The sequence below is a fragment of the Bifidobacterium cuniculi genome (assembly GCF_000741575.1).
Taxonomy (GTDB): domain Bacteria; phylum Actinomycetota; class Actinomycetes; order Actinomycetales; family Bifidobacteriaceae; genus Bifidobacterium; species Bifidobacterium cuniculi.
On record NZ_JGYV01000021.1, the window covers coordinates 50,989 to 73,112 of the forward strand.

The 22,124-nt window shown below is 64.4% G+C and carries 19 protein-coding genes and 2 tRNA genes; 8 read left to right on the forward strand and 13 right to left on the reverse strand.

From position 1 onward, the window contains the following. Nucleotides 1–182: 182 nt before the first annotated feature. A complete protein-coding gene (locus BCUN_RS09140; RefSeq protein ID WP_420796477.1) occupies nucleotides 183–788 on the reverse strand; it encodes a response regulator in 606 nt (201 codons plus the stop codon). 121 nt (nucleotides 789–909) lie between these two features. Continuing rightward, the gene (locus tag BCUN_RS09145; RefSeq protein WP_051920992.1) at nucleotides 910–2,334 is read right to left on the reverse strand and encodes a sensor histidine kinase; all 1,425 of its coding nucleotides are present in this window, start codon (nucleotides 2,332–2,334) and stop codon (nucleotides 910–912) included. Between the two features lie 186 nt (nucleotides 2,335–2,520). Between BCUN_RS09145 and BCUN_RS09150 the strand changes: the two genes are divergently transcribed. Then, nucleotides 2,521–3,330, forward strand: a complete 810-nt coding sequence (locus BCUN_RS09150; protein ID WP_033517928.1) for a DUF5067 domain-containing protein — start codon at nucleotides 2,521–2,523, stop codon at nucleotides 3,328–3,330. Nucleotides 3,331–3,576: 246 nt separating this feature from the next. Here the strand turns inward: BCUN_RS09150 and BCUN_RS09155 are convergent. Together BCUN_RS09155 and BCUN_RS09160 are read right to left on the reverse strand one after the other, a co-directional pair. Continuing rightward, nucleotides 3,577–3,649, reverse strand: a tRNA-Ala gene (locus tag BCUN_RS09155). 34 nt (nucleotides 3,650–3,683) lie between these two features. Continuing rightward, nucleotides 3,684–3,757: transfer RNA gene (locus tag BCUN_RS09160), tRNA-Ile, on the reverse strand. Between the two features lie 127 nt (nucleotides 3,758–3,884). Here BCUN_RS09160 and BCUN_RS09165 point away from each other — a divergent pair. From BCUN_RS09165 to BCUN_RS09175, 3 genes are all read left to right on the forward strand, one after another. Then, a complete protein-coding gene (locus tag BCUN_RS09165) occupies nucleotides 3,885–4,628 on the forward strand; it encodes a M48 family metallopeptidase (protein ID WP_081895654.1) in 744 nt (247 codons plus the stop codon). 194 nt (nucleotides 4,629–4,822) lie between these two features. Continuing rightward, nucleotides 4,823–5,434, forward strand: coding sequence for an NADPH-dependent FMN reductase (locus tag BCUN_RS09170; protein ID WP_238552383.1), 612 nt, complete (start codon nucleotides 4,823–4,825; stop codon nucleotides 5,432–5,434). 29 nt (nucleotides 5,435–5,463) lie between these two features. Beyond that, nucleotides 5,464–5,847, forward strand: a complete 384-nt coding sequence (locus tag BCUN_RS09175; protein WP_033517927.1) for a hypothetical protein — start codon at nucleotides 5,464–5,466, stop codon at nucleotides 5,845–5,847. Nucleotides 5,848–5,850: 3 nt separating this feature from the next. Here the strand turns inward: BCUN_RS09175 and BCUN_RS09180 are convergent, their stop codons facing one another. The 7 genes from BCUN_RS09180 to BCUN_RS09205 form a co-directional block, all read right to left on the reverse strand. Further along, nucleotides 5,851–6,528 carry a pentapeptide repeat-containing protein gene (locus BCUN_RS09180; RefSeq protein WP_033517925.1) on the reverse strand — a complete coding sequence of 226 codons (678 nt, stop codon included), beginning with the start codon at nucleotides 6,526–6,528 and terminating at the stop codon, nucleotides 5,851–5,853. A gap of 108 nt (nucleotides 6,529–6,636) precedes the next feature. Next, on the reverse strand, nucleotides 6,637–7,197 hold the full coding sequence (locus tag BCUN_RS09185; RefSeq protein ID WP_033517924.1) for a hypothetical protein: 561 nt from the start codon (nucleotides 7,195–7,197) through the stop codon (nucleotides 6,637–6,639). A 549-nt stretch (nucleotides 7,198–7,746) separates the two neighbouring features. Next, a complete protein-coding gene (locus BCUN_RS09190) occupies nucleotides 7,747–8,229 on the reverse strand; it encodes a Dps family protein (protein WP_033518676.1) in 483 nt (160 codons plus the stop codon). Nucleotides 8,230–8,461: 232 nt separating this feature from the next. Beyond that, nucleotides 8,462–9,796: a hemolysin family protein gene (locus BCUN_RS09195; RefSeq protein WP_033518679.1), complete on the reverse strand. Its 1,335-nt coding sequence runs from the start codon at nucleotides 9,794–9,796 to the stop codon at nucleotides 8,462–8,464. A gap of 61 nt (nucleotides 9,797–9,857) precedes the next feature. Further along, nucleotides 9,858–10,553 (reverse strand): carbonic anhydrase, encoded by a 696-nt coding sequence (locus BCUN_RS09200; protein ID WP_033518681.1) that lies wholly within the window; start codon nucleotides 10,551–10,553, stop codon nucleotides 9,858–9,860. A 126-nt stretch (nucleotides 10,554–10,679) separates the two neighbouring features. Then, complete coding sequence (locus tag BCUN_RS12445) at nucleotides 10,680–10,820, reverse strand: hypothetical protein (protein ID WP_156100151.1); 141 nt, start codon at nucleotides 10,818–10,820, stop codon at nucleotides 10,680–10,682. 231 nt (nucleotides 10,821–11,051) lie between these two features. Continuing rightward, entirely contained in the window at nucleotides 11,052–13,805 is a 2,754-nt protein-coding gene (locus BCUN_RS09205; protein ID WP_033518015.1) for a phosphoenolpyruvate carboxylase, read from the reverse strand. A gap of 345 nt (nucleotides 13,806–14,150) precedes the next feature. Here BCUN_RS09205 and BCUN_RS09210 point away from each other — a divergent pair, with 345 nt between their 5' ends. Then, nucleotides 14,151–15,896: a threonine/serine exporter family protein gene (locus BCUN_RS09210; protein ID WP_238552387.1), complete on the forward strand. Its 1,746-nt coding sequence runs from the start codon at nucleotides 14,151–14,153 to the stop codon at nucleotides 15,894–15,896. Between the two features lie 202 nt (nucleotides 15,897–16,098). On the opposite strand, the gene trpS is transcribed toward BCUN_RS09210, so the two are convergent. Beyond that, a complete protein-coding gene (gene trpS / locus BCUN_RS09215; RefSeq protein ID WP_033518011.1) occupies nucleotides 16,099–17,202 on the reverse strand; it encodes a tryptophan--tRNA ligase in 1,104 nt (367 codons plus the stop codon). Nucleotides 17,203–17,334: 132 nt separating this feature from the next. Between trpS and BCUN_RS09220 the strand changes: the two genes are divergently transcribed. From BCUN_RS09220 to BCUN_RS09230, 3 genes are all read left to right on the forward strand, one after another. Next, entirely contained in the window at nucleotides 17,335–17,706 is a 372-nt protein-coding gene (locus BCUN_RS09220; RefSeq protein ID WP_033518009.1) for a DUF3073 domain-containing protein, read from the forward strand. Nucleotides 17,707–17,901: 195 nt separating this feature from the next. Then, nucleotides 17,902–18,312, forward strand: coding sequence for a sterol carrier family protein (locus BCUN_RS09225; protein WP_033518640.1), 411 nt, complete (start codon nucleotides 17,902–17,904; stop codon nucleotides 18,310–18,312). Nucleotides 18,313–18,520: 208 nt separating this feature from the next. Continuing rightward, on the forward strand, nucleotides 18,521–20,974 hold the full coding sequence (locus BCUN_RS09230) for a glycogen/starch/alpha-glucan phosphorylase (RefSeq protein ID WP_033518642.1): 2,454 nt from the start codon (nucleotides 18,521–18,523) through the stop codon (nucleotides 20,972–20,974). Nucleotides 20,975–21,198: 224 nt separating this feature from the next. Here BCUN_RS09230 and BCUN_RS09235 read toward each other — a convergent pair. Beyond that, nucleotides 21,199–22,124 (reverse strand): IS1249 family transposase (locus BCUN_RS09235; RefSeq protein ID WP_156100152.1); only part of this gene is annotated, 926 nt, incomplete at its 5' end.

The following is a 22,124-nucleotide window of genomic DNA, read 5'->3' on the forward strand; positions in this document are numbered from 1 at the left end:
CCCCCTTCGTAATTAAAGCGGGCACCCGCACGAGGGTGATTCCGAAATTAAAGCGGGCACCGAGTCGAAGAACGGAGAAAACCTTCGACTCGGTGCCCGCTTTAACTTCGGAATCACCCTCGTGCGGGTGCCCGCTTTAATTCAGTGAGTGGATGAGTGTATTGTGTATATGGACTTGGGGCTCAGTCGAGATCAGCACGCTCCACCAGCCGCGCCATCTGGATCCTGCCCATGCCCAGACGCTCGCTTGCGGCGGACAGGTGCGCCTTCGCGGTGCGCTCCGAAATGAACATGCGCTGGGCGATCTGTGCATTCGTACAGCCTTGCGCGGCCAGGAGCACGGCCTCACGCTCACGCTCGGGCAGGGCGTCCAGCAGTGCACGGGCCTCCTGGCGACGGCTGGCCGGCTGGTCGAGGTAGATGTCGTTGATGAGCTGGCGCTGGCTGGCGGGATTGAACTGCGGCTCGCCGTGCACCACGCCCGTGACGCGCCGGATGATGTCTTCCGGGGAGTCGGTCTTCGAGATGAACCCCTCAGCCCCAGCCTCGACGGCCCGGTCCACGTTGCCGGAAGTGCCCAGCGACGTGAGCATGAGTACGTGTGGAGGATGGGGGAGTGCCCGCAGATGGCGCGTGGTGGCGATGCCGTCCATGTCCGGCATCGCGATGTCCACGAGCGCCACGTCCACACCGCCTTCCTGCACGGTCTGGACCGCCTGAAGTCCCGACGTACAGATGGCCGTGACCGTCATGGTGCCGTCGGAGTAGTCGCCGAGGATCAAGCGCATGGCCTGTCCGATCAACGGGTCGTCGTCGACGACGACCACACGGATGGGCTGGTTCTGGTTGCTCTCGGACACGGTTCACCATCATAGCGCCACGGGCCCGGCAGCATCGCATCCTACACTCCTACGCCTCATCCGCGGCCGTCCGTTCCGTCTGCGGACTCCAAGGCAGCATGACATCCAGGTGGAAGACGCGGTGGGCGTCGAAGCCGTACCGGCATTGGCCTCCGCACTGGCGCACCCGCTCGGCAAGGCCCGCCAAGCCAGTGCCACTGCGCCCGGCAGGACGTCCGGCAGGTGCGGCCTCTCTCCCCGATGCCGTCGCCGTCGGTGCCCTGGCCGGCATCGGGGCCGTCGATGCCGGGGCTCCGGTCGGATTGCTCACGTGTACGTGAATGCCGGCAGCGGGTCCGGCGTCCACCTGCAGGCTCACCGGCGCGCCGGGTGCATGCCGCCGGGCGTTCGTCAGCCCTTCCTGCACCACGCGGTACGCCAGTTTTCCGACGCCCTCGTCGAGCGATCCCAGGCTGCGTACGTCAATCCACGTATTGAGCTGCATGCCCGCGGCCCGCACGTCACCCACCAGCGCGTCCAGCGCCTCGCGCGTCAACGCCGTCCCATCGGTCGGCTCGAACAGCTCCCGATGTGCGTCCGGATGGCGCAGCGTGTCGATCACCATGTGCGCCTCGTCCAGAGCGCCTGCCGCCTGCCGGCGGATATCCTGCGCGCTGACCGACAGCTGCCTCATCTGGGGAAGCCAGTCCTCCGCCTCGGGACTGTCCTCCATCTGCGTGGCCAGGCGGTGTACGCCGGCCTGCAAGGCGCTCGCGTTGAGCGCCAGCAGCGACAGGGAATGGGCGAGCGTGTCGTGTGCCTCCGCAGCCACTGCATCGGCGAAGGCGCGCGCGTCGAGGTCCTGCCGCAGCGTCGTCATGTGCGACTCGGCGGCCGTGGCCTGTTCGTGGGCCAGGTGGGCGGCGGCGCGCTGACGGATGTAGAAACCGATGAACATGGCCGCCACGCTCATGGCGACACCGGCCGCGATGGTCACGGCGACGAGGACCGGCTGCGTGACCATCGTCTCGACGGGCACGTTGTAGCTGGGGCCGGTCCCGGGCCTGGCGAAGACCAGCTGCCAGATCGAGGCGTCGGGCGCGCGCAGTGCGTCGGTCAGCTGGCAGGCGACGGCGGTGCCCGTACCGGCGGCCATCGCCCAGCCGATGGTGCGCTGGTCGTTGCGCCGCGCAATCAGTGCGCTCAGCGCCATCAGCGTCATCGTGGAACCGAAGGGCAGCAGCACGGAAAGCGCGCAGGCCGTCCAGAACGTGCCCACGGGATGTTCGTTGCGGGCCAACAGCACCAGGCCGGAGGGAATCGCCAGCAGGGTGCACAGCGTGAGCCAGACGAACCAAGGGCTCGACTGTGTGGCATTGTTGGCGGCGTAGGCGACCTGCAGGAGGTTCATGAAACTGGCAATGGGCACCATGAGTGCAGTGCACCACCGACGGGTGCGTACGGGGATGTCCGTGGGGGTGCTCATGCTGCTCATGCTGTCCATCATGCCACGCGAGGCCGCGACACGGACAGGGCGGATGGGGCATGGATGCGTGGCATGTCTTGCCCGGTCGGGCATTCAGGTATGTCCTTTCGGACACTGGTGCCGGCGGCCCGGAACCCCTAGAGTCAGGGACATCAGTGGCCGTGTCTGGCGGCCGGGGAGAAAGAAGGACGCATCATGACACAGCAACCCATGGCACCGCAGGGACAGCCGGTGCAACCGCCACAGCAGCCGATGCCGCAGCAGCCGAAGGGCACCAGCGTGTGCGGCATCCTCGGCGTCATCTTCGGCGCGATCGGCCTCGTGCTGAGCTTCATCCCGATCATCAACAACGCCGCCTTCTTCTTCGGCCTCATCGGCGCGATCTTGGCCATCGTGGCCATCGTCGGCACCTTCCGCGGCAAGAGGAACGGCAAGGTGCTGGCCATCGTCGGCGCGGTGCTGTCCGTGCTGTCGATCGTGATCACCCTGAGCATGCAGGCATCGTTCAGCAAGGCCATCGACGAGGCGACCGGCACGGCGTCGTCTTCGATGTCGACGTCATCCTCGACGTCGGCCTCGGCTGACAGTGACGGCAGCGCCGCCGGCGACGATGCGCAGGACGGCGTGCAGGACCAGGAGGGCGACCTCGAGGATGCACACGTGAAGATCGTCTCCGCCGTGAAGTCCGTGGACGACTACGAGGGGCAGCCGACCGTGCTCGTGACCTATGAGTGGACGAACAAGACCGACAAGAACACCTCGTTCATGGTGGCGACCTCGGACAAGGTCTTCCAGAACGGCCAGCAGCTCGACACCGCGATGTACGGCATGGACGCGCCGGAAGGCTACGACTCCGGTTCGAGCATGAAGGACCTGCAGCCCGGCGCCACCGGTACGGTGACCCAGGCCTACGTACTCAAGGACGATTCGCCGGTGACCGTGGAGGTGACCGACCTGTTCTCGATGGACGACAAGGCCAAGGTGGCGCATACCTTCGACCTGTAAGCGTTGGCCGTAATGCCCTTTTGAGAAATCTCTCGTTGCTTCGCGAGATTTCTCAAAAGGGCATTACGGCCAACGGCGTGCATCTGCCTTGGCACCAGGTCAGCGCCTTTCAGCGCCCTTCATTGTCCAGCGTGCGCCCAACGTGCAATTTGACATCGGAAAAACACCTGAAAACGCCCAGAACCACATGGTGCCCAGAAAACGGAAAGACCCTTGAAAACCGCATGGTTTCAAGGGAATCACGGGTGGAGCTACCCGGGTTCGAACCGGGGACCCTCTGCTTGCAAAGCAGATGCGCTACCAGCTGCGCTATAGCCCCGAAAAGGGAAAATCCGTGAGAAGATCTTCCCCGGTGGGCCCGGGAGGACTTGAACCTCCGACCTCATCCTTATCAGGGATGCGCTCTAACCACCTGAGCTACGGGCCCAATCAGTCGCGTTACGCAACAGAGATAAAGAATAGCCAGCGAGTCAGACGAGCGCAAGTCCGGCGTGTCGCTTGCGGGTACGACGGAAACCACTGCTTTGTCCTTGAGGATGCGAACAATTGTTCGCATGGCTTTCCGCTCCGTTCCGCGGGCGCGCTCCCTGGGGCGCCAGACCGCATCCGCCCATTCCCTCGTCAACCGGGAAACCGTGCGCATCGACGGCATGCAGGTGACCGTGCTGCGCAAGAAGAACCGCAACATGTACCTGCGTGTCAGGCCGCCCTACGGGGCGGTCGAGGTCACCGCGCCCGTACACATGCCCGTGCGTGCCATCGAGGATTTCGTGCGCGAACGGCGGCCGTGGATCGAACAGGCACTCGCGAAGATGGCGACTGCCCGTGCCCGCACCTTCGCCGGCGGTGAGGCCCAGGAGTCCGTGCTGCGCGTCACCGCCACCGTCTCCGGTTCCGACGTCGAACATGCTTCCCATGCCGAGCCGACGGATGACTTCACCTGGAACGAACGTGCGGTGGAACAGGCGCGAACTGCCATCGACCGCCAGTTGCCCGACCTGCTGCGCAAGTGGGAACCGATTATCGGCCGCGGTCCCTCCAAGGTCACCGTGCGCACCATGACTTCGCGCTGGGGTTCGTGCACCCCCAAGACAGCCCGCATCCGCCTCAATCTTCAGTTGGGACTGATGGACCCGAAGTTCTTGGAGTATGTGCTGGTGCACGAAATGGTGCACCTGTGGGAGGGCGGCCACGGCGCCGGCTTCCAGGCACGCATGGACGACGCCCTGCCCCGTTGGCGCGACCTGCGCCGCGATCTGAACAAGTGCACGATCCTGGCGGTGCCGGAGACGCAGTGAGCAAGCGGCGCCAGTCGCGCCGCTTGCTCACTCGAAGAGGCGTCGAACGCCATCGATGGGGCATCGAAAACAGCGGGACGCGGCCGGTTATTCCCGAAACGCGCGACTGTATGCCACTGGAGATAATCGTGTGCATCGCATGCACGAAGCCGGGATAGTGGAAGTCAGATGGAACCCCAACGGAAGGAAGGTCCATGACCGACACAATGACCACCCAGGAACGCATCTCGCAGAACGACGGCAGCCTGCCGACTGTCCTCATGATCGTAGGCTCGCTGCGCAAGCAGTCCTTCAACAGGCAGCTCGCCGAAGTCGCCGCCACTACCTTGGAAGGCAAGGCGAACGTGCGCATGCTCGACTGGAAGGACGTGCCGATCTTCAACCAGGACGACGAGTTCCCGGCGCCGAAGCCGGTGGCTGCCGCCCGCGCCGAGGTCGCCGCCGCCGACGGCCTGTGGATCTTCACGCCGGAATACAACCACGGCGTGCCCGGCCCGCTGCAGAACCTGCTCGACTGGCTATCGCGACCGCTCGAGGACGGCGCGCCCGCCGTAATCCTGGGCAAGAACGTGACCGTGAGCGGCGCCGGCGGCATGAACTGCGTGCGCGACGCCTTCGCCACGCTGATCCCGACGCTCAACTTCCTCAAGATGGTCATTGCGCCGTCGTCCTTCACCGGCGTGCCGCTGGCCCGCGAGAACTTCATGGACAACAAGCTGACCATGGGCAAGGCGGAGCGTGACGCCATCGCGCACCAGGGCGAGATGCTGCTGTCGAACATCGCGCTCGACATCCAGGTGCAGTGAGCGCCGGTACGACCGCGAAGGGAGGCGCCATGGGCAAATCGAAGATCGACAGGCTCGCCATCGGACACATGGTCATCAACAGGGCCATCCAAGGCGTGCGTGTCGGCAAGCTAAGCAAAGACAGCAGCCTGCTCGACGTCGCCGAGGCAATGCTGCCAGAGATCAAACAGGTCAGTGCCGCATCCGTGGCTGCTGTGTTGGGCGGTGCGCTGATGTCGCCGAACAAGGCCAGGAGTTTGGCGAAGATCGGTGCGTTGGTCGGTGCCAGCTACGTGGTGCACCGGCGTCGCCAGTCAGTGCGGTCGGACATGCCGGACACGGCACACGCGGAACAGGACAAGACGACGATTGTCGACGCCGAAGTGACCGACAGCGCGGATCAGCCGGTGCGGCGTTTCCGTTTCCCGCACTGACCGTCAATCGACCCGTATGCCCAGGTTCTCGGCGAAAGCCTGGGCCAGGTCGGCGACCTGTGCGGCGTCCATGGTCACGCCGCACAGGTGTTCCACTCCCTCGACTTGCCGCAGCTGCGCCCCGCGCAGGTCGACGTGCTCCAACCGGGCATGCCGCGTCGACAGTCTGCCGATGGCCGTACCGGGAAAGGCGACGCGTGTCAGGCGTGCGTCGGCAGCGTCGAAGTCGTCGATGATGCAGTCGCGGAACGCGACGTCGCGCCAGGTGGCGGCGCGCAGGTTCAGGTAGCCGATCCTGCAGTTCTCGACGATGATCGACGTCCAGGAGGCATCCATGGCGTCGAAGGCGCCGATGCGGCAGCCGGTGAAGAGGCTTTCGCCGTACTGGGCGCGCACGGCCGACAGCTCGGTGACGCTGCAGGTGTCGAAGCTGCAGTGCTGGACGTGCGATTGGTCGAGATCCGCGTGGTCGGCGCGCAGCTGGGGGAAGGCGCAGTCGAGGAAGGTGCACAGCAGTCCGTGCAGATTCCGGATGGGGGAGTCGCTGGCGGTGGGGACCGTGAATCTCATGCCGTCGTAGGTCGACTCGCGGTTGATGGAGATGGCGGGAGCGCTGTCCGTGAGCGTCGGCGGTTCCTGGGTGGTGGAGGTGATGTGCGGTGCGACGATGCGGGAATCCATGGTGCCGATTGTAGATTGTCTTGGTGTTTTGTCGTGCCGTCGACACGCTGTCGGACAGCTGAAAATCAGCTGTCCGACAGCGTGTCGACGGCACGACAAAACACAGAATCAGGTTTGGTTGGCAGCCTGCATTGCCTGCTGCTGCAGCGTCTCGAGCTGCCGTTCCATTTCCTCTTTCTGGGTCTCGTGTTGCTTGATGCGCTCGCGCAGTGCCGACGGGTCCTCCTGCGCGCTTGCCTCCAGTGCGGCCATGGAGTCACGGATGTTCTGCGTGCGCGTGGTGAGGTTGTGGATCATCATGTCCTCCTCCATGTCCGTCACCTCCAGCAGGCCGTCGCTGCCGCTGAGCAGGCTGGCGAGGTTGCCGAGTTCCTCGTAGTCGACGCTGCCCGTGTCATGGGCCTGGTACGTGTCCCAGCCGTCGTGAATCTGCCGCTTCAGTTCTGCGCGTGCCTGCTGCAGGGCCGGGCTTTCGGCGGTTTCCTGTGCGACGGTATGGCTCGTCTGGGCTTCGGTGCTTGCCGCGGCATGCTTGTCTGTGTGCGAGGACAGCCCCCACCAAGTGAAGCCGCCAGCGAGCAGGAGTGCGACCACGCCACCGACGATTGCCCGTCGCAGCGTGTGGTGGTCTTGGTGGTGATATTCGGTGTTGCCGTGTGTCTCGTCCATGGTCGGATCCTTTGCCGGTCGGTGATGGGGCCCTCCGCTCCCATCGACAAGACACCATGCTAGGCAGGAAAACTGGGAGATGGCTGGTGGCGTGTCCGGTATGAGGGTGAAGTGGCATGGTAGAGCCGGTGTGCATGGACCTTTCTGCTTATGAGGGGTGGGTTAACGCCGATAGGTCCGGTATGCCCCTTGGCATTTCAACCTTTTCAGCCCCTGTATCCGGCAGGGTCCCGCTTAACCCACCTCTCATAAGCAATAAGCAACAGAGACGCAACGCAGGCACGACCGCCCATCTATTGCCTCCACGCCCCGCAACCGTTACCATGGCGACAATACGACACCGATGCCGTCACGAAAGGGACATCACGATGGCGCAACTCCCAGCCGCCCCAGGTCCCATGGATTAGGGGGGGCGCCCGGTCGAGGGCCAAACGCGAAGTAAAGCGGGCACCGGCTTAAAGGAGAGTTCTTTAAGCCGGTGCCCGCTTTACTTCGCGTTTGGCCCTCGACCGGGCGCCCCCCCTAATCCATGGGACCTGGGGCGTGGTGCTAGTCGATCAGGTGGGAACGCATGAACCACTGGAACTGCTCGAGCTTCTGCACGTGGTCCTGGATGATGTTGGAGCTGATTACGTCGAGCTCGTCGAGCTCCTTGATGGCGGTGCGGTCGGCCTTGATGAACTCGTCGTAGTAGGCGTCGAGGGCGCGCAGGTACTCGAGGGTGTTCTGGCGGCCTTCGAGTTCGAACTTGTCCCAGGTGCGGAAGCGGATGATGTCATCCGGACGGCCCATCGGGGAGCCGCCGAGGGCGGCGATGCGCTCCGCGGTCTCGTCGGCCATGTCGAGCACCTCGTCGACCTGCGGGTCGATCATCTCATGCACGGCGATGAAATTCGGGCCCGCCACGTTCCAGTGGGCGTGCTTGAGCACGAGGGCGGCCGCCTGCTCCTGGCTGAGGCGCTCCTGCAGGATGCCGATGATCTTCTCGGAGGAAGCCTCGTCGAGGCCCGGGATGATGAATGACAGTGCCATGGTTGTCCTTTCCGTTCGGTGAACCGTAGTCTTCCTTCGAGCTTAGACGATGCAGCTGTGCCATGCCTGGGCATGGGCTCAGGGCCTAATGTTGGGGTGCTGCTAGAAATTGTTCATTTTTTTTGAACAAAATCTAGGGTGTGAGCACGGCTGCAAAGCAGCTGCTCACCCTAGATTTTGTTCAAAAAAAATGAACAATTTCTAGCAGCACCCCAACGGCACGCCTGTCCGGCTAGTCATGGCCGTTCCGTTCGGCTACGCCCTCGGTCTCATCCTCCTGCTTGCGCACCTCGATCGTCTCGATACGCCGGCCATCGACCTTCGTGACGGTCATCGTGTAGCCGTCGTCCGAGGCCAGGTGGTCGCCGACCTCGCCCATCTTGCCGGTGTGCGCCAGGAAGTAGCCGGCAACCGTCTCGTACGGGCCATCGGGCAGCTCGATGCCGGTCAGGTCGTCGAAGTCCTCGATCGTCATGCCGCCGTCGACGGTGGCCACGCCGTCGACGAAGGCGCCATGCACTTCGTCGCCGGAGACGTGCCGCTCCTCGGGCAGGTCGTACTCGTCACGGATGTCGCCGACGAGTTCCTCGGTCATGTCCTCCAGCGTGACGATGCCGTCGGTGCCGCCGTACTCGTCGATGACGGTCGCCAGGTGGATGCCGCGCTGGCGCAGCAGCGCCAGGCTCGGCAGCAGCTTCGAGGTACCGGGAAGCGAGATGCCGTCGCGCGTCACGTCGCCGACGGTCATGCCGCCGGGGTTCTGCACGTCGAGCAGGTCGCGCACGTGCACGAAGCCGCGGATGTCGTCGAAGTCCTTGCCGCAGACAGGGTAGCGGGAGTACGGCATGTCGCGCACGAAGGCGGCGGCCTCGGCGAGCGGCATGTCCGCGTTGAGGAAGGCGACGTCGGCGCGCGGCCGCATGACCTCGGCGACGATGGTCTCCGAGGCGTCGAAGACGTCGTCGAGGATGGTGCGCTCGTCCTTGGTCAGGTTGGAGTTGGAGTTGACGAGCACGCGCAGCTCCTCGTCGGACACCTCGGACTCGGTTTCGTTCGGGTCGAAGCCGAGCAGGCGCACGATGCCGTTCGTGTTCTTGCCGATGAGCCAGATGATCGGTTTGCAGATCTTGGCGAAGCCGCTGATGGCGGGCACGACGGCGCGCGCAATCTGCTCGTTGCGCTGCATGGCGATGCGCTTGGGCACCATCTCGGAGATGACGATGGAGCAGTAGGAGATGACGAGCGTGAGCACGATGGTGGTCAGGGGTGCGGCGACGCTGCTCGGCACGCCCCAGCTTTCCACCACGGGTACGACGTAGGGGGAGATCGACGATTCGCCGAAGGATGCCGACAGGAAGCCGGAGAGCGTGACGCCGATCTGCACGGTGGACAGGAAGGTGTTGGGGTCGCGGGCGATCTCGGCGACGCGAGCACCGCGGGCGTCCTCCTGCTCCATCTGGTCCAGTTGCGAACCGCGCAGGGAGACCAATGCGAGTTCGGTGCCGGAGAACACGGCGCCGAGCAGCAGGAAGACGAAGATGAGCAGGATGTTCAAACCTAGTGACATGCTGCCCAGCCTAGGGCATGCGCCGGTCAGCGTGATGTTTTGAACAAAATCTCACGAGGGGTCAGAAGCTCAGCACCTCCACCAGGCCGGTGTCCAGGCGGTAGCGGGCGCCGACGATCATGAGGCGCTGGGCGGCCAGTGCCTCGCGGATGGTGTCGGAGTGGGTCACGAGCTGTTCGATGGTGCGCGCGATGTTCACCTGTTCGTAGTCGTCGGCGGTGTCGAGGCCGGCCATGCGCGCCTGCCACACGGACATGCCGAGGTCCTTGAGGAAGGCGGATTCGCTGGAGGCGATGACCTCGTCGAGGTCCTCCATGACCTCGTTGCGGGTGGAGTCGTCCGGGTCGGTGAACTCGGCGAGGGTGTGCTCGATGAGCTGGTCAAGCTCCGTGGCGCCTTTCTCCATGGCCGCGCAGTGCTGGTGGCCGAGGACGACGAGCAGGCTGACGTGCAGCGTGCCGACGGCATATTCGAGCGACTGGAGGACGGCGGGGTCGAGCATCTCGCCTGCCGTGCGCGCGGTGAACATGTCACCCAGGCCGGCGTCGAAGATGATTTCGGGAGGGACGCGAGAGTCGGAGCAGGACAGGACGGCGGCGTCCGGGTTCTGCGTGTCGATGAGCGATTCACGGGTCTGCGGATCCTGCCAGGGGTGTTCCGCCTTGCCCTCTGCGAAGCGGCGGTTGCCGGCGAGCATGCGGCTCCATGTGCTGTTCGCGGTGGTTTCCTGGATCGTGTCGTCGTGTTCGTTCGCCATGTGCCATGCTCCTTCGGATTTCGGCTGCTGGGAACGATTGTAGCCAACGGTGTGTGCGTGTGGCTGTCTGCTAGAAATTGTTCATTTTTCTGAACAAAATCTAGCAGACAGCCACACGCACGGTTCCTAGAGCAGGCAGGAATCCCAGGCGCAGGCGGCCATGGACATGGCCACGACGATGGGGGATGCGGGTGCGGGCGCCACGGCGTGCGTCACCGCGTTTTCCTCCATTGGCGTCTCCTGGGCGCGTTCGTTACGGTCCGTCATGATGCTCTTCTCCTTGCATCGGTCGATTCACGATGCCCAACACCATGGCATAGCCGTAGACGCCCCCACAAGACCGTGTCCTCCATGAGGACGGCGCCGTCCCATCTCCCGGAATGGGTGGGGCATCCGTGCGTTATAAGGGGCGTCACCATGCTGTCCGAGACAGCATGGTGACGCCCCTTATAACGCACGGATGAGAAGGTTGCCCCTCGCACCCAAGGTCTCACGACATCAGCCCGTGTTCTGCAGGCCGGCGGCGACGCCGCTCACGGTGCACAGGATCAGGTAGGTGAATCCTGCCTGCTGGCCTTGCGAGAGCTCTTCCTTGTCCACCTTCTTGCGCAGGGAGCGCAGGGCGAGGACCTGGGTCACGGACAGGGCGTCGACGTACGGGGAGCGCACGCGGATCGCCTGGCCGAGCACGTGGCGGTGCTGCAGAGGCCACTCGTCGCCCACGATCCGGAGTACCCAGCGGCGGGTCAGCTCCATCTCCTTGAGCACCTTGTCGCGCAGGTCGTCACGGTCGCCCAACGCCAGGTACATCTTCGCGATGCGTTCGTCGGTCTTGGCCAGCGACATCTCGATGTTGTCGATGAAGGTCGAGAACAGCGGCCACTCCTGGTACGCCTTGCGCAGCGTCTCCAGGTCGCCGAAGGCCTCGCATGCCGAGCCCAGGCCATACCAGGCGGCCAGGTTGATGCGCGCCTGCGCCCATGCGAAGATCCACGGGATCGTACGCAGGTCGTCGAGCGACTTCGCGCCCAGGCCTCGCTTGGCCGGCCGCGAACCAATCGGCAGCAGGCCCACCTCGGTCAGCGGCGTCACCGTGGAGAACCACGGGGCGAAGTCCTGGGTGTTGAGCAGGTCGAGATATGTTTCATGTGAAACAGTGTTCAGCTTCCCGGCCATGTCCGCATACTTCTTGGTCATCTCGGTGTTCGTCTTCTCCACGCTGGGAGCGGACTGCAGCAGGGTCGCCGCGGCCACGGACTCCACGTGGCGGATGGCCAGCACCGGGTTGCCGTAGCGGGCGAAGATGACCTCGCCCTGCTCGGTCAGCTTGAAGCGGCACTTCACGGAGTCCTTCGGCTGTGCGAGGACCGCGCGGTTCGCCGGGCCGCCGCCGCGGCCGACGGCGCCGCCGCGGCCATGGAACAGCGTCAGGTCGATGTCGTTGTCGTCCGCCCACTTCGCGATCTTCTCCTGCGCCGCGTGCAGCGCCAGCGTCGCGGTCGTCGGGCCGGCGTCCTTCGAGGAGTCGGAGTAGCCGAGCATGACTTCCATCTTGCGGTCCGTCTGCTTCAGCCGCGCCTGGACCTCGGGGATCTTGAGCATCTCGTCGAGCACGTTCACCGAGTTCTCGAGGTCCTCCAGCTGCTCGAACAGCGGGATGACGTCAATCACCGGCACGTCCGCCGGGTTCGAGAACGCCAGGCGGTTGAGCTCGTACACGTCGCGCACGTTCTTCGCGCTCTTCGTGAAGGAGATGATGTAGCGGCGCGCGGCCTTCTCGCCGTTGCGCTTCTGGATGGCGCCGAGCGCGCGGAAGGTGTCGAGCACCTCGTGCGTCATCGGCTGCAGCGCACCACGCTCGCCGTGCAGACCGTGCTCGCGGATGTCGTCCAGCGCGCGGGCATGCACCACGGAATGCTGGCGGAACTCCATCTCGACCATGTGGAAGCCGAAGGTCTCCACCTGCCAGATGAGGTCCTGCAGCGGGCCGTAGGCGGCGCGCTTGTCGCCGGCCTCGGCCAGCGACCGCTGCACGATGCGCAGGTTGTTGAGGAAGTCCTCGGCACTGTGGTACATGAGGTCGGTGTCGCGCTTGATGGTGTAGTGCAGCCGGTCCGCCATCACCAGCAGCACGGCGCGGTGCAGCTCCTGCGTGGAGATGAGCGCGGCCTTGTCGGTGAGGCGCTCGCTGATCTCCTTCTGCTGGTTCCACAGCATGCGCAGTTCGTCGCTGGGCGGGGTGGTTTCCGACTCGACGGTCATGTTGCGGCCGACGGTGCGGGTGGCCTTCTCCAGGGCGGCGAGGATATGGTCGCTGTACTTGCGCGCCACCTGGCGGCTGACCTTGGCGGTGACGTTCGGGTTGCCGTCGCGGTCGGATCCGATCCAGCTGCCCGGGTGGAAGAACGCGGGGCAGACCGGCGGCACGAGACCCGCCTTGTCTCCCAGGACCCAGTCGTCGAAACGACGGTAGACCTGCGGGACGGTGTGGAACAGCGTGTTGTCGAAGATGTCGAGGATGGTGTCGGCTTCCTCCACCGGGGTCGGCTTCTTCAGGGCGATGGGGGAGGTGCGGAAGAGCGCGTCGATCTCGTTGTACAGGCGACGCAGGTTCTCCTTCTTGTCCGTGCCGCCGAGGAACTTGTGCGCGCTGAGCAGCGTGGCGATGCGGCGGATCTTGCCTTCCACGGCCTTGCGGCGGGCCTCGGTCGGGTGCGCGGTGAAGACGGGATGGAACTCGAGTCGCTCGAGCAGCTCCTTCGCCTTCGCCGGACCCATCTCGTTGATGAGCTGGTGGTATGCCTTGGTCATCTCGTTGGCCGGGTCGATCGCCGCGGTTTCCTCCACGGCGGCCTCGCGTTCGCGCAGCACGTCCACGCGGTAGTTCTCCTCGCACAGGTTCGCGAGGTGGAAGTACGTGGTGAAGGCGCGGGCGAGCAGCTGGGCGTCATGAAGGTTCATGGCGTCGATGGCCTTGACGGCCATCTCCAGGTCGTTGCGCTCGGGATGGGTGTCGGTGAGCACGCCGGAGAAGCGTTCCGCGCTGGCATCGAGCGCGTACTGGCGCACGGTGTCGAAAGTGGAGAGCAGCTCCTCGTCATACTCGGAGAGGACCCCGCGCAGGATTTCCAGGCACAAGTCCATGTCTGCGCGCAGGGATGTGGGAAGATCACGCTCCTCAGGGGCTTTCCTGCCGGTGCCGGCGTCCACGATCTGGGCGTCCGCGGGCGTGATCTGATCATTGTCAGTCAATTGCGACCTCCTTGCCTCCGGGTTCAGGTTGCTCGGTCAGCCAATCCTCTGCGGCTCCTCCGCAGTTGTGGTGATTGTCCGTTGCGAGCCCACAGCCGTATAGCCCGGTCTTGAGTTGCAGTGACATTGTAGGCCGGGGGAAGAGACAGCGGGGCCAGCCAGACCCCGTTGTGTCTCATATGGCGGTGGCCGGTGACACATTTTTCGGCCGGGAAAAATCGTGTAGGCCTTTGGGCTGCACGATTTCAAATCGTGCAGCCCAAAGGCCTACACGATTTTTCCCGGCCGAAAAAATGTGTCAACAGGTCAACCCCTCCGGGGTGACCCGGTTCTTTAATGAGAACCATGACTGAGAAGATCAACAGCGGCGCCACGGCCGTTGGCAAGTTCCACTCACACTCCATACCGCTCGACATGGAGGACATCGAACGCGACTGGGACGCGCCCGTGCAGGACGCGGGCATCGCGGCCAAGGCGAGCGTGATCGTGCGTGTCGGCCAGCTCGACCTGGGTGCGGGCACCGGCAGTTTCCGCGTCCGCGAGATGATGCACCGCATCGCCTACCCGCTGGGCGTGCACGTGCGCGCCGACGTCAACCTCACCGACATCGAGGCAGCCTGCACCGACGGCAAGGAGCGCATCACCGAAGTCGTCAACCTGCCCACCACCGGCGTGAACACCGAGCGCATCTGGCTGCTGGAGCATTTCGCCGACTGGTTCAGCGTCAGCCTCGGCACCGGCTCCATGTACCACCGCGAGACGCAGGTATCCGAAGGCCTCATGCAGCATCTCGACATCCGCGACGCCTCGCAGGTCTCCGCGGACATGGCCAGGGAACTGCGCGAGGAGCGTCGCCAGCATGACCGTGGGCACGGCGACAGCCAGGATAACGACGGTGCGCACTGCGCCGGCGCGCATCCCTGCACCGGCGACGCGCTCATCGACGCCGTCGCCGTCGCCGATGTCCGCGACAGCGACAGTGCGACGCTGGCCCAGCCGCTCGACACGTCGTACGCCGACCGCTGCGCGCGCGAGGAGCGACGCGCGGCGAGGCGTGGCATGCCGCATCGTCACATAGCCGCACTGCACCGCGCGCAGTCGCACCCGATCACCGTCGGCGAAGTACACAAACGACTCGACCTGATCGAGCGCCGCAAGCCGCTCTACGGCCCCGCACTGTCCGGGCTGGCGGCGGCGGCCGCCTGCGCGTCCTTCGTCTTCCTGCTGGGCGGCGCGCCGTACGACATGATCGGCGCCTTCGTCGGGGCGGGCCTCGGCCAGTGGCTGCGTCGACGGCTCTTCGCGCACCACCTCAACCAGTTCTTCGTGACCTTCGTGTGCGTGGCCGTCGCTGCCTTCGCCTGCATCGGCACACTGCGCATCATCGGCCTGTTCGACCCCGTGGCGCTGGAACACGACACCGCGTACATCGGCGCGATGCTCTTCGTCATCCCCGGCTTCCCGCTCATCACCGGCGGCCTGGACATGGCGAAGATCGACTTCCCGTCGGGCGTGCAGCGGGTGATGTACGTGCTGTGCATCATCCTCATGGCGACGCTGGCGGGGTGGATGGTCGCCTCGATCGTGCGGCTCAACCCGCAGGGCTTCGAACCGCTGGGGCTGGCGCCGTGGGCCAACTGCATGCTGCGCGCGGTGTTCGCCTTCGTCGGCGTGTGGGGCTTCTCGATGATGTTCAACTCACCGCAGCGCATGTGCCTGACGGCGGCCTGCATCGGTGCGATCACCGACACGCTGCGCCTCGAGTTCGTGGACATGGGACTTGCACCGGAGGCCGGTGCCTTCCTCGGTGCCATGCTCGCCGGCCTGCTCGCCTCGGCATGGCGGTCCGCGGTGCGCCACGGCATGCTGCCGCCGCACCTGGGCTACCCCCGCATCTGCCTGACCGTGCCGTCGATCGTGATCATGGTGCCCGGCATGTACATGTACCAGGCGATGTTCAACCTGGGCCAGTTCAACACGCTGCTCGCCCTGGACTGGGCCTTCAAGGCCTTCATGGTGATCATCTGCCTGCCGATCGGCCTGGCGATGGCGCGCGTGATCACCGACAAGTCCTGGCGGTATGACGTGTGACTCGTGAATTGTGAATTGTGAATTGTGAATTGTGAATTGTGAATTGTGAATTGTGAATTGTGAATTGTGAATTGAATTAAAGCGGGCACCGGGTCGAAGAACCCAAAGTTCTTCGACCCGGTGCCCGCTTTAATTCAGGAAACGACCCCGAGCGGGTGCCCGCTTTAATTCAATTCACAATTCACAATTCACAATTCACGAGTCACACGTCATACCGCATGCCCATCGCCTCACGCACCTGGTCCAGGGTCTCGTTGGCGATGGCGTTCGCGCGGCGGTTGCCCTCGCGCAGCACGTCGCGCACATAGTCCATGTCGCGGGCGAGCTCGGCACGGCGCTCGCGGTGCGGCGCCAGGAACTCGTTCACCGACTCCGTCACGAACATCTTCAGCGCACCGCCGCCGCCGTTGCCGATCTCCTCGGCGATCTCGCGCGGGTCGCGGCCCGTCACCAGGCCGGCGGTCGTCAGCAGCGCGGACACCTCCGGACGGTTCTCCGGGTCGAAGGTGATGTTGCGGTCGGAGTCGGTCCTGCTCTTCTTGATCAGCTTGGCCGTCTCCTCGGCGGTGGCGCCCAGCATGATCGAGTTGCCGTAGCTCTTGGACATCTTGCGACCGTCGAGTCCGGGGATCTCCGGCGCCTCGGACAGGATCGCCGCGGGCTCCGGGAAGATCGGGTTCTTCTTGGCATAGCGTTCGTTGAAGCGGCGGGCGATGGTGCGCGTGATCTCCACGTGCGGCAGGTTGTCCTTGCCGATCGGCACCACGTTCGCCTTGCAGAACAGGATGTCGCACGCCTGGTGGACGGGGTAGGTCAGCAGCAGGCCGGTCAGTGCGTGGCCGGAGGACTCCATCTCGCTCTTCACCGTCGGGTTGCGGTGCAGCTCCGCCTCCGTCACCAGGGACAGGAAGGGCAGCATGAGCTGGTTCTCCGCCGGGACCGCCGAATGCGTGAAGATCATGGTCTTCTCCGGGTCGATGCCCGCGGCCATGTAGTCGAGCACCAGGTTGAGCACATTGTCGTCGATGTGTTCGGTGGTGTCACGGTCGGTGATCACCTGGTAGTCGGCGATGATGATATTCGTGTTCACGCCGCGGTCCTGCATGGCCACGCGCTCGCGGATCGAGCCGAAGAAGTGGCCCAGGTGGAGGCGGCCGGTCGGCCGGTCGCCGGTGAGCATGGTGAACTTCGACGGGTCCTGCTCCAGCTTCGCCAGCGTCTCGTCGCTGCGCTTCTTCGCTGCGAGGAAACTCGCACTCATCTCGTTGCCGGCTGCGGTCAGCTGCGCCTCTTGTTCTTCGGCCATCTTCGTCCTTCGTATCAGTCGTGTGGATATTACGGAAAATCGTAGAAATTCGAGCAGACAACGCACTCGGACATATAAGGTGGTATCCTCTTGGATGATGAATTAAGCAAACAGTAATACCCAGGGGGTCAGATGGGCCGCGGACGTCAGAAAGCCAAGCAGCAGAAAATCGCTCGGAAGCTCAAGTACCTGACCACTGACACGGATTACGACGAGCTTGCCAAGGAACTGGGAGCCAAGGAGCCGGGGGTCGGTTCGTACGATCCCTTCGCCGATGTTGACGTCGACGACCAGTATGACGACCACTACGATGCGACGGACGAGGAAGAGCCGTCGGACGACGACGACCTCGACGACTACGCGCAGTGGGCTGCGCAGTCGGCGGCGAAGGCGACCAGCGGCGAGATGCCGGTGACGCCGAAGCCCGCGCCGCACAAGCCGATTCCGATGCCAGTGCCGGGTGCCTTCAAGCATCACCAGGACGGTGAGGGGCGCCAAGCATAAGAAATTGTTCATTTTTTTGAACAAAAACTTGGGGAAGGGCACCGGCCGGGCCGTCAGGCAGCGGCGTCACGCTTGTCGGACAGTCGGGAAAACGACTGTCCGACAAGCGTGACGCCGCTGCCTGACGGCCCGGCCGGTGCCCTTCCCCAAGTTTTTGTTCAAAAAAATGAACAATTTCTTATATAATCCTCTACCATGGCAGTGATCAGGAAACAGGACATCCCGGCCGGCATGGACGCCTACGAGACGTGGGGATTGGCGGCACGCGCGCAGCTGGCCGAAGGCGTGCCCGCGCTCGAGGTGGCGCCGCGGCTCGACCGGCGCGCCATGGCCATGGCGGTGCGCTACACCCTGGCCATGATGGAGATCAAGGCGCCCGGACCGGGCGTGGAACTGCGCGTGGCGCCTTTCGGGGCGGTCAAGATCCTCGAAGGCCCTGCCTCCGACCCGCACAACCTCACTCCGCCGGACGTGATCGAACTCGAGCCGGATGTATGGCTGCGCCTGGCTTGCGGCATCACCGATTGGGGCCAGGAGTGGCATGCCGGACACATCAGCGCGGTGGGGGAGCGCGATGACCTCTCGATGCTGTTGCCCTTGGGCTGAATGTTCCAGTCAATCGGTCCGTTTTTGAGACGGTGCAGGCCCGATCCGGCCCTTTGCAGAGGCCCTATGGTATGCTTGCTGACTTGAGAACGTATGCAGAAAGCGGTCTCCGCGCACGACCTCGCGCGCGTGCGGGCGGACAGCGGGAAGCATCACGCTTTTCCCCTTGCGTTCCATATGAAATAACTGTGTAAAGGGAGTCATCATTATGACTGAAGTTACGGCACCGAAGTCCTCGGTCACCGCCGCCCAGTTCGCGGACGAGATCCGCAACGAGCTCAAGTACACCCAGGGTGTCACGATCGAGCAGGCGAAGCCGGCGGACGTGTATGTCGCCACCGCCACCGCGGTGCGCAAGCATCTCATGGATTCCTGGATGAAGACCCAGCAGGACATGGTGAACGGCGACACCAAGGCCGTCGGTTACCTCTCCGCCGAGTTCCTCATGGGGCGCCAGCTGCGCAATGCGCTGCTCAACGGCGGCCTGACCGAGCAGTTCGAGGAAGCCGTCAAGGACCTCGGCTTCGATCCGCAGGAAGTCATCGACGCCGAGTACGAGCCGGGCCTCGGCAACGGCGGCCTCGGCCGTCTCGCCGCCTGCTTCATCGACTCGCTCGCCTCGCTGGGCGTGCCGGCCTTCGGCTACGGCATCCAGTACCGCTACGGCATCTTCCGCCAGGAGTTCGACGAGGACGGCAAGCAGATTGAGCGTCCCGACTACTGGCTGACCAACGAGGATCCGTGGGGCCACATCGACTACGAGCGCGACCAGCGCGTGAACTTCGGCGGCGAGGTCGTCGAGGAGGACGGCAAGAAGGTCTGGAAGCCGGCATGGTCCGTGCGTGCCATCCCGGTCGACTACATGGTTCCGGGCTACGAGTCCGGCCGCGTGAACACCCTGCGCCTGTGGCAGGCACGCAGCTACGACGAGTTCGACCTGCTGACCTTCAACAAGTCCGACTACCTGGACGCCGTCAAGCCGAAGGTCAAGGCCGAGAACATCTCCAAGATCCTCTACCCGGAGGATTCCACCCAGGAAGGCAAGGAGCTGCGCCTCGAGCAGCAGTACTTCTTCGCGTCCGCCTCGCTGCATGACGCCATCCGCGTCTTCTACGGCAACGAGGAGAACCCGGACCTGACCACCTTCCCGAACAAGATCTGCTTCCAGCTCAACGACACCCACCCGGTGATCGGCATCCCCGAGCTCATGCGCATCCTCATGGATGAGTACGGCTACGACTGGGACACCGCCTGGGACATCACCACCAAGACCTTCAACTACACCTGCCACACCCTTCTGCCGGAAGCGCTCGAGGTCTGGCCGGTCTCCCTGATCGCCAAGCTGCTGCCGCGCCACATGGAGATCATCAACAAGATCAACGACCAGTTCATGAAGGAACTCGAGTCCCTCACCGACGACGAGGCGAAGGCCGAGCGCATGCGCATCGTCACCGCCGGCGAGAACCCGGTCGTCCGCATGGCCTACCTGGCCACCTACGCGGGCTCCCACGTGAACGGCGTCGCCGAGCTGCACTCCCAGCTGCTCAAGGACGTCACCCTGCGTGACTTCTCCGACCTGTACCCGGCGAAGTTCACCAACGTGACCAACGGCGTCACCCCGCGTCGCTTCATGAAGCTCGCCAACCCGGGCCTGTCCGACCTCATCACCGAGGGCCTCGGCACCGACAAGTGGCTCGAGGACCTCGAGCTGCTCAAGAACCTCGAGCCACTGGCACAGGACGACGAGTTCGTCAAGAAGTTCGCCAAGGTCAAGTACGACAACAAGGTGCGCTTCGCCGACTTCGCCAAGAAGGAGTACGGCTTCGAGCTCGACGCGAACACCATGTTCGACACGATGATCAAGCGCCTGCACGAGTACAAGCGCCAGGCCCTGAAGATCCTCGAGGTCATCGCCACCTACGCCGACATCAAGTCCGGCAAGGTCAAGGTCGACGACCTGCAGCCGCGCACCGTGATCTTCGGCGCCAAGGCCGCCCCGGGTTACTACCTGGCCAAGATGACGATCCAGCTCATCAACAACGTCGCCAAGGTCATCAACAACGACCCCGACGTCATGGGCAAGCTCAAGGTCGTTTTCCCGTGGAACTACAACATCCGCGTGGCCCAGATGCTCATCCCGGCGACCGAGCTCGACGAGCAGATCTCCCAGGCCGGCAAGGAAGCCTCCGGTACCTCCAACATGAAGTTCGCCCTCAACGGCGCGCTGACCGTTGGCACGCTCGACGGCGCGAACGTGGAGATCCGCAACCTCGTGGGTGCCGAGAACTTCTTCCTCTTCGGCATGGATGTCGACCAGGTCGAGAAGATGTACGCCGACGGCTACGAGCCGGCGAAGTACTACGAGGCCGACCCGCGCCTGAAGGCCGCCATCGACATGGTGGCCGGCGGCACCTTCTCCAACGGCGACCGCAACGCCTACGCGCCGCTGGTCTCCGACTGGCTGACCAAGGACTGGTTCATGACGCTGGCCGACTTCACCGCGTACCACGACATCCAGGCCGAGATCGACACCCTCTACGGCGATCAGCTCGAGTGGAACCGCAAGGCGATCATCAACGTCGCCAACTCCGGCTACTTCAGCTCCGACCGCTCCATCGAGGACTACCTCGAGCGCGTGTGGATGACCGGTCCGCTGAAGTGAGTGGTGTCCTCCCCGCCTGAGAAATTGTTCATTTTTTTGGACAGAATCTAGGGGCGGGGGCTCCCGTGGAGCCATACGGAACGCCAACACGCCGTCGGATAGCCGTTTTCAGCTATCCGACGGCGTGTTGGCGTTCCGTATGGCTCCACGGGAGCCCCCGCCCCTAGATTCTGTCCAAAAAAATGAACAATTTCGGGTTACCGGCCAAAAAGTGTGTAAAAGGGTCAGTGGTCGTGGAATGCGTTCCAGTCGATGCCGGTCCCGTAGCGTGCAGGCATGCTGTCGGGGTCGCGTAGGTCCTGCGGCGCGTATTGCCACGCATGCTGGTACCAGTCGGCCAGGTCCTGCTCGGTGAGTGCGTTCGCGGCCAGCCACGCGTCCGATTCGGGGTGCGCGGTGTGTTGGTGGCACCACCAGCAGATCGCCTTGATCCTGCGGGCCAGCGACAGGCCTCGGTGGTCACGCAGCATGCGTCGGATGCTGCCATTGGCGGACTCGATGCGGTTGTTGGTCGCCGGCGCCTTCTCGTGGTCGAGGAACGCAAACAGGGTGCCCGAGGCGACGAGCCGGTCGAGCATCCTGCGCACGCGCACGAGCCGGTCGTGCGCGGGCCGTTTCCTGCCTTTGGCGTCCGTGGTGGTCTCGTCCAGGTATTCCTGCCACCTGTCGCACCAGTCCCGGTAGCGTTCCAGCCATTGTTCGGCGCCGTCACGGTCGTGTACCCGGCCGACCTGCACGGCCAGGGCGCGCATCTTTCGGGAGGGTTCGGTGCGAGGGTTGCGTCCGGTGAGCTTGGTGATGGCCAGGCACACGTGGAACAGGCAGCGTTGCACGGGCGTGCCGGGCCAGTGTTCACGCAGGGCCTTGAGCAGGCCGCCGTCGCCGTCGCACACGACCAGGTCGGGCGGCGCCACGCGCGCCATGAGCGCTTTCCACGCGTCGGACGCCTCGCGTTTGGCTGCGTGCCAGCCGACGACCCGGGAGTGTTCGTCCATGGCGACCAGGACGACCGTGTCGCGGCCCAGGTGGATGCCGTCCAGGTGCAGCACCGGCTGCACGACCCCGTCCCTGGGTACGGGCGGGATGAGTTCCCACAGGACACGGCAGCGTCGCCGCAGGGTGCGTGCGGGCAGTCGGTGTTCGTCCTGGC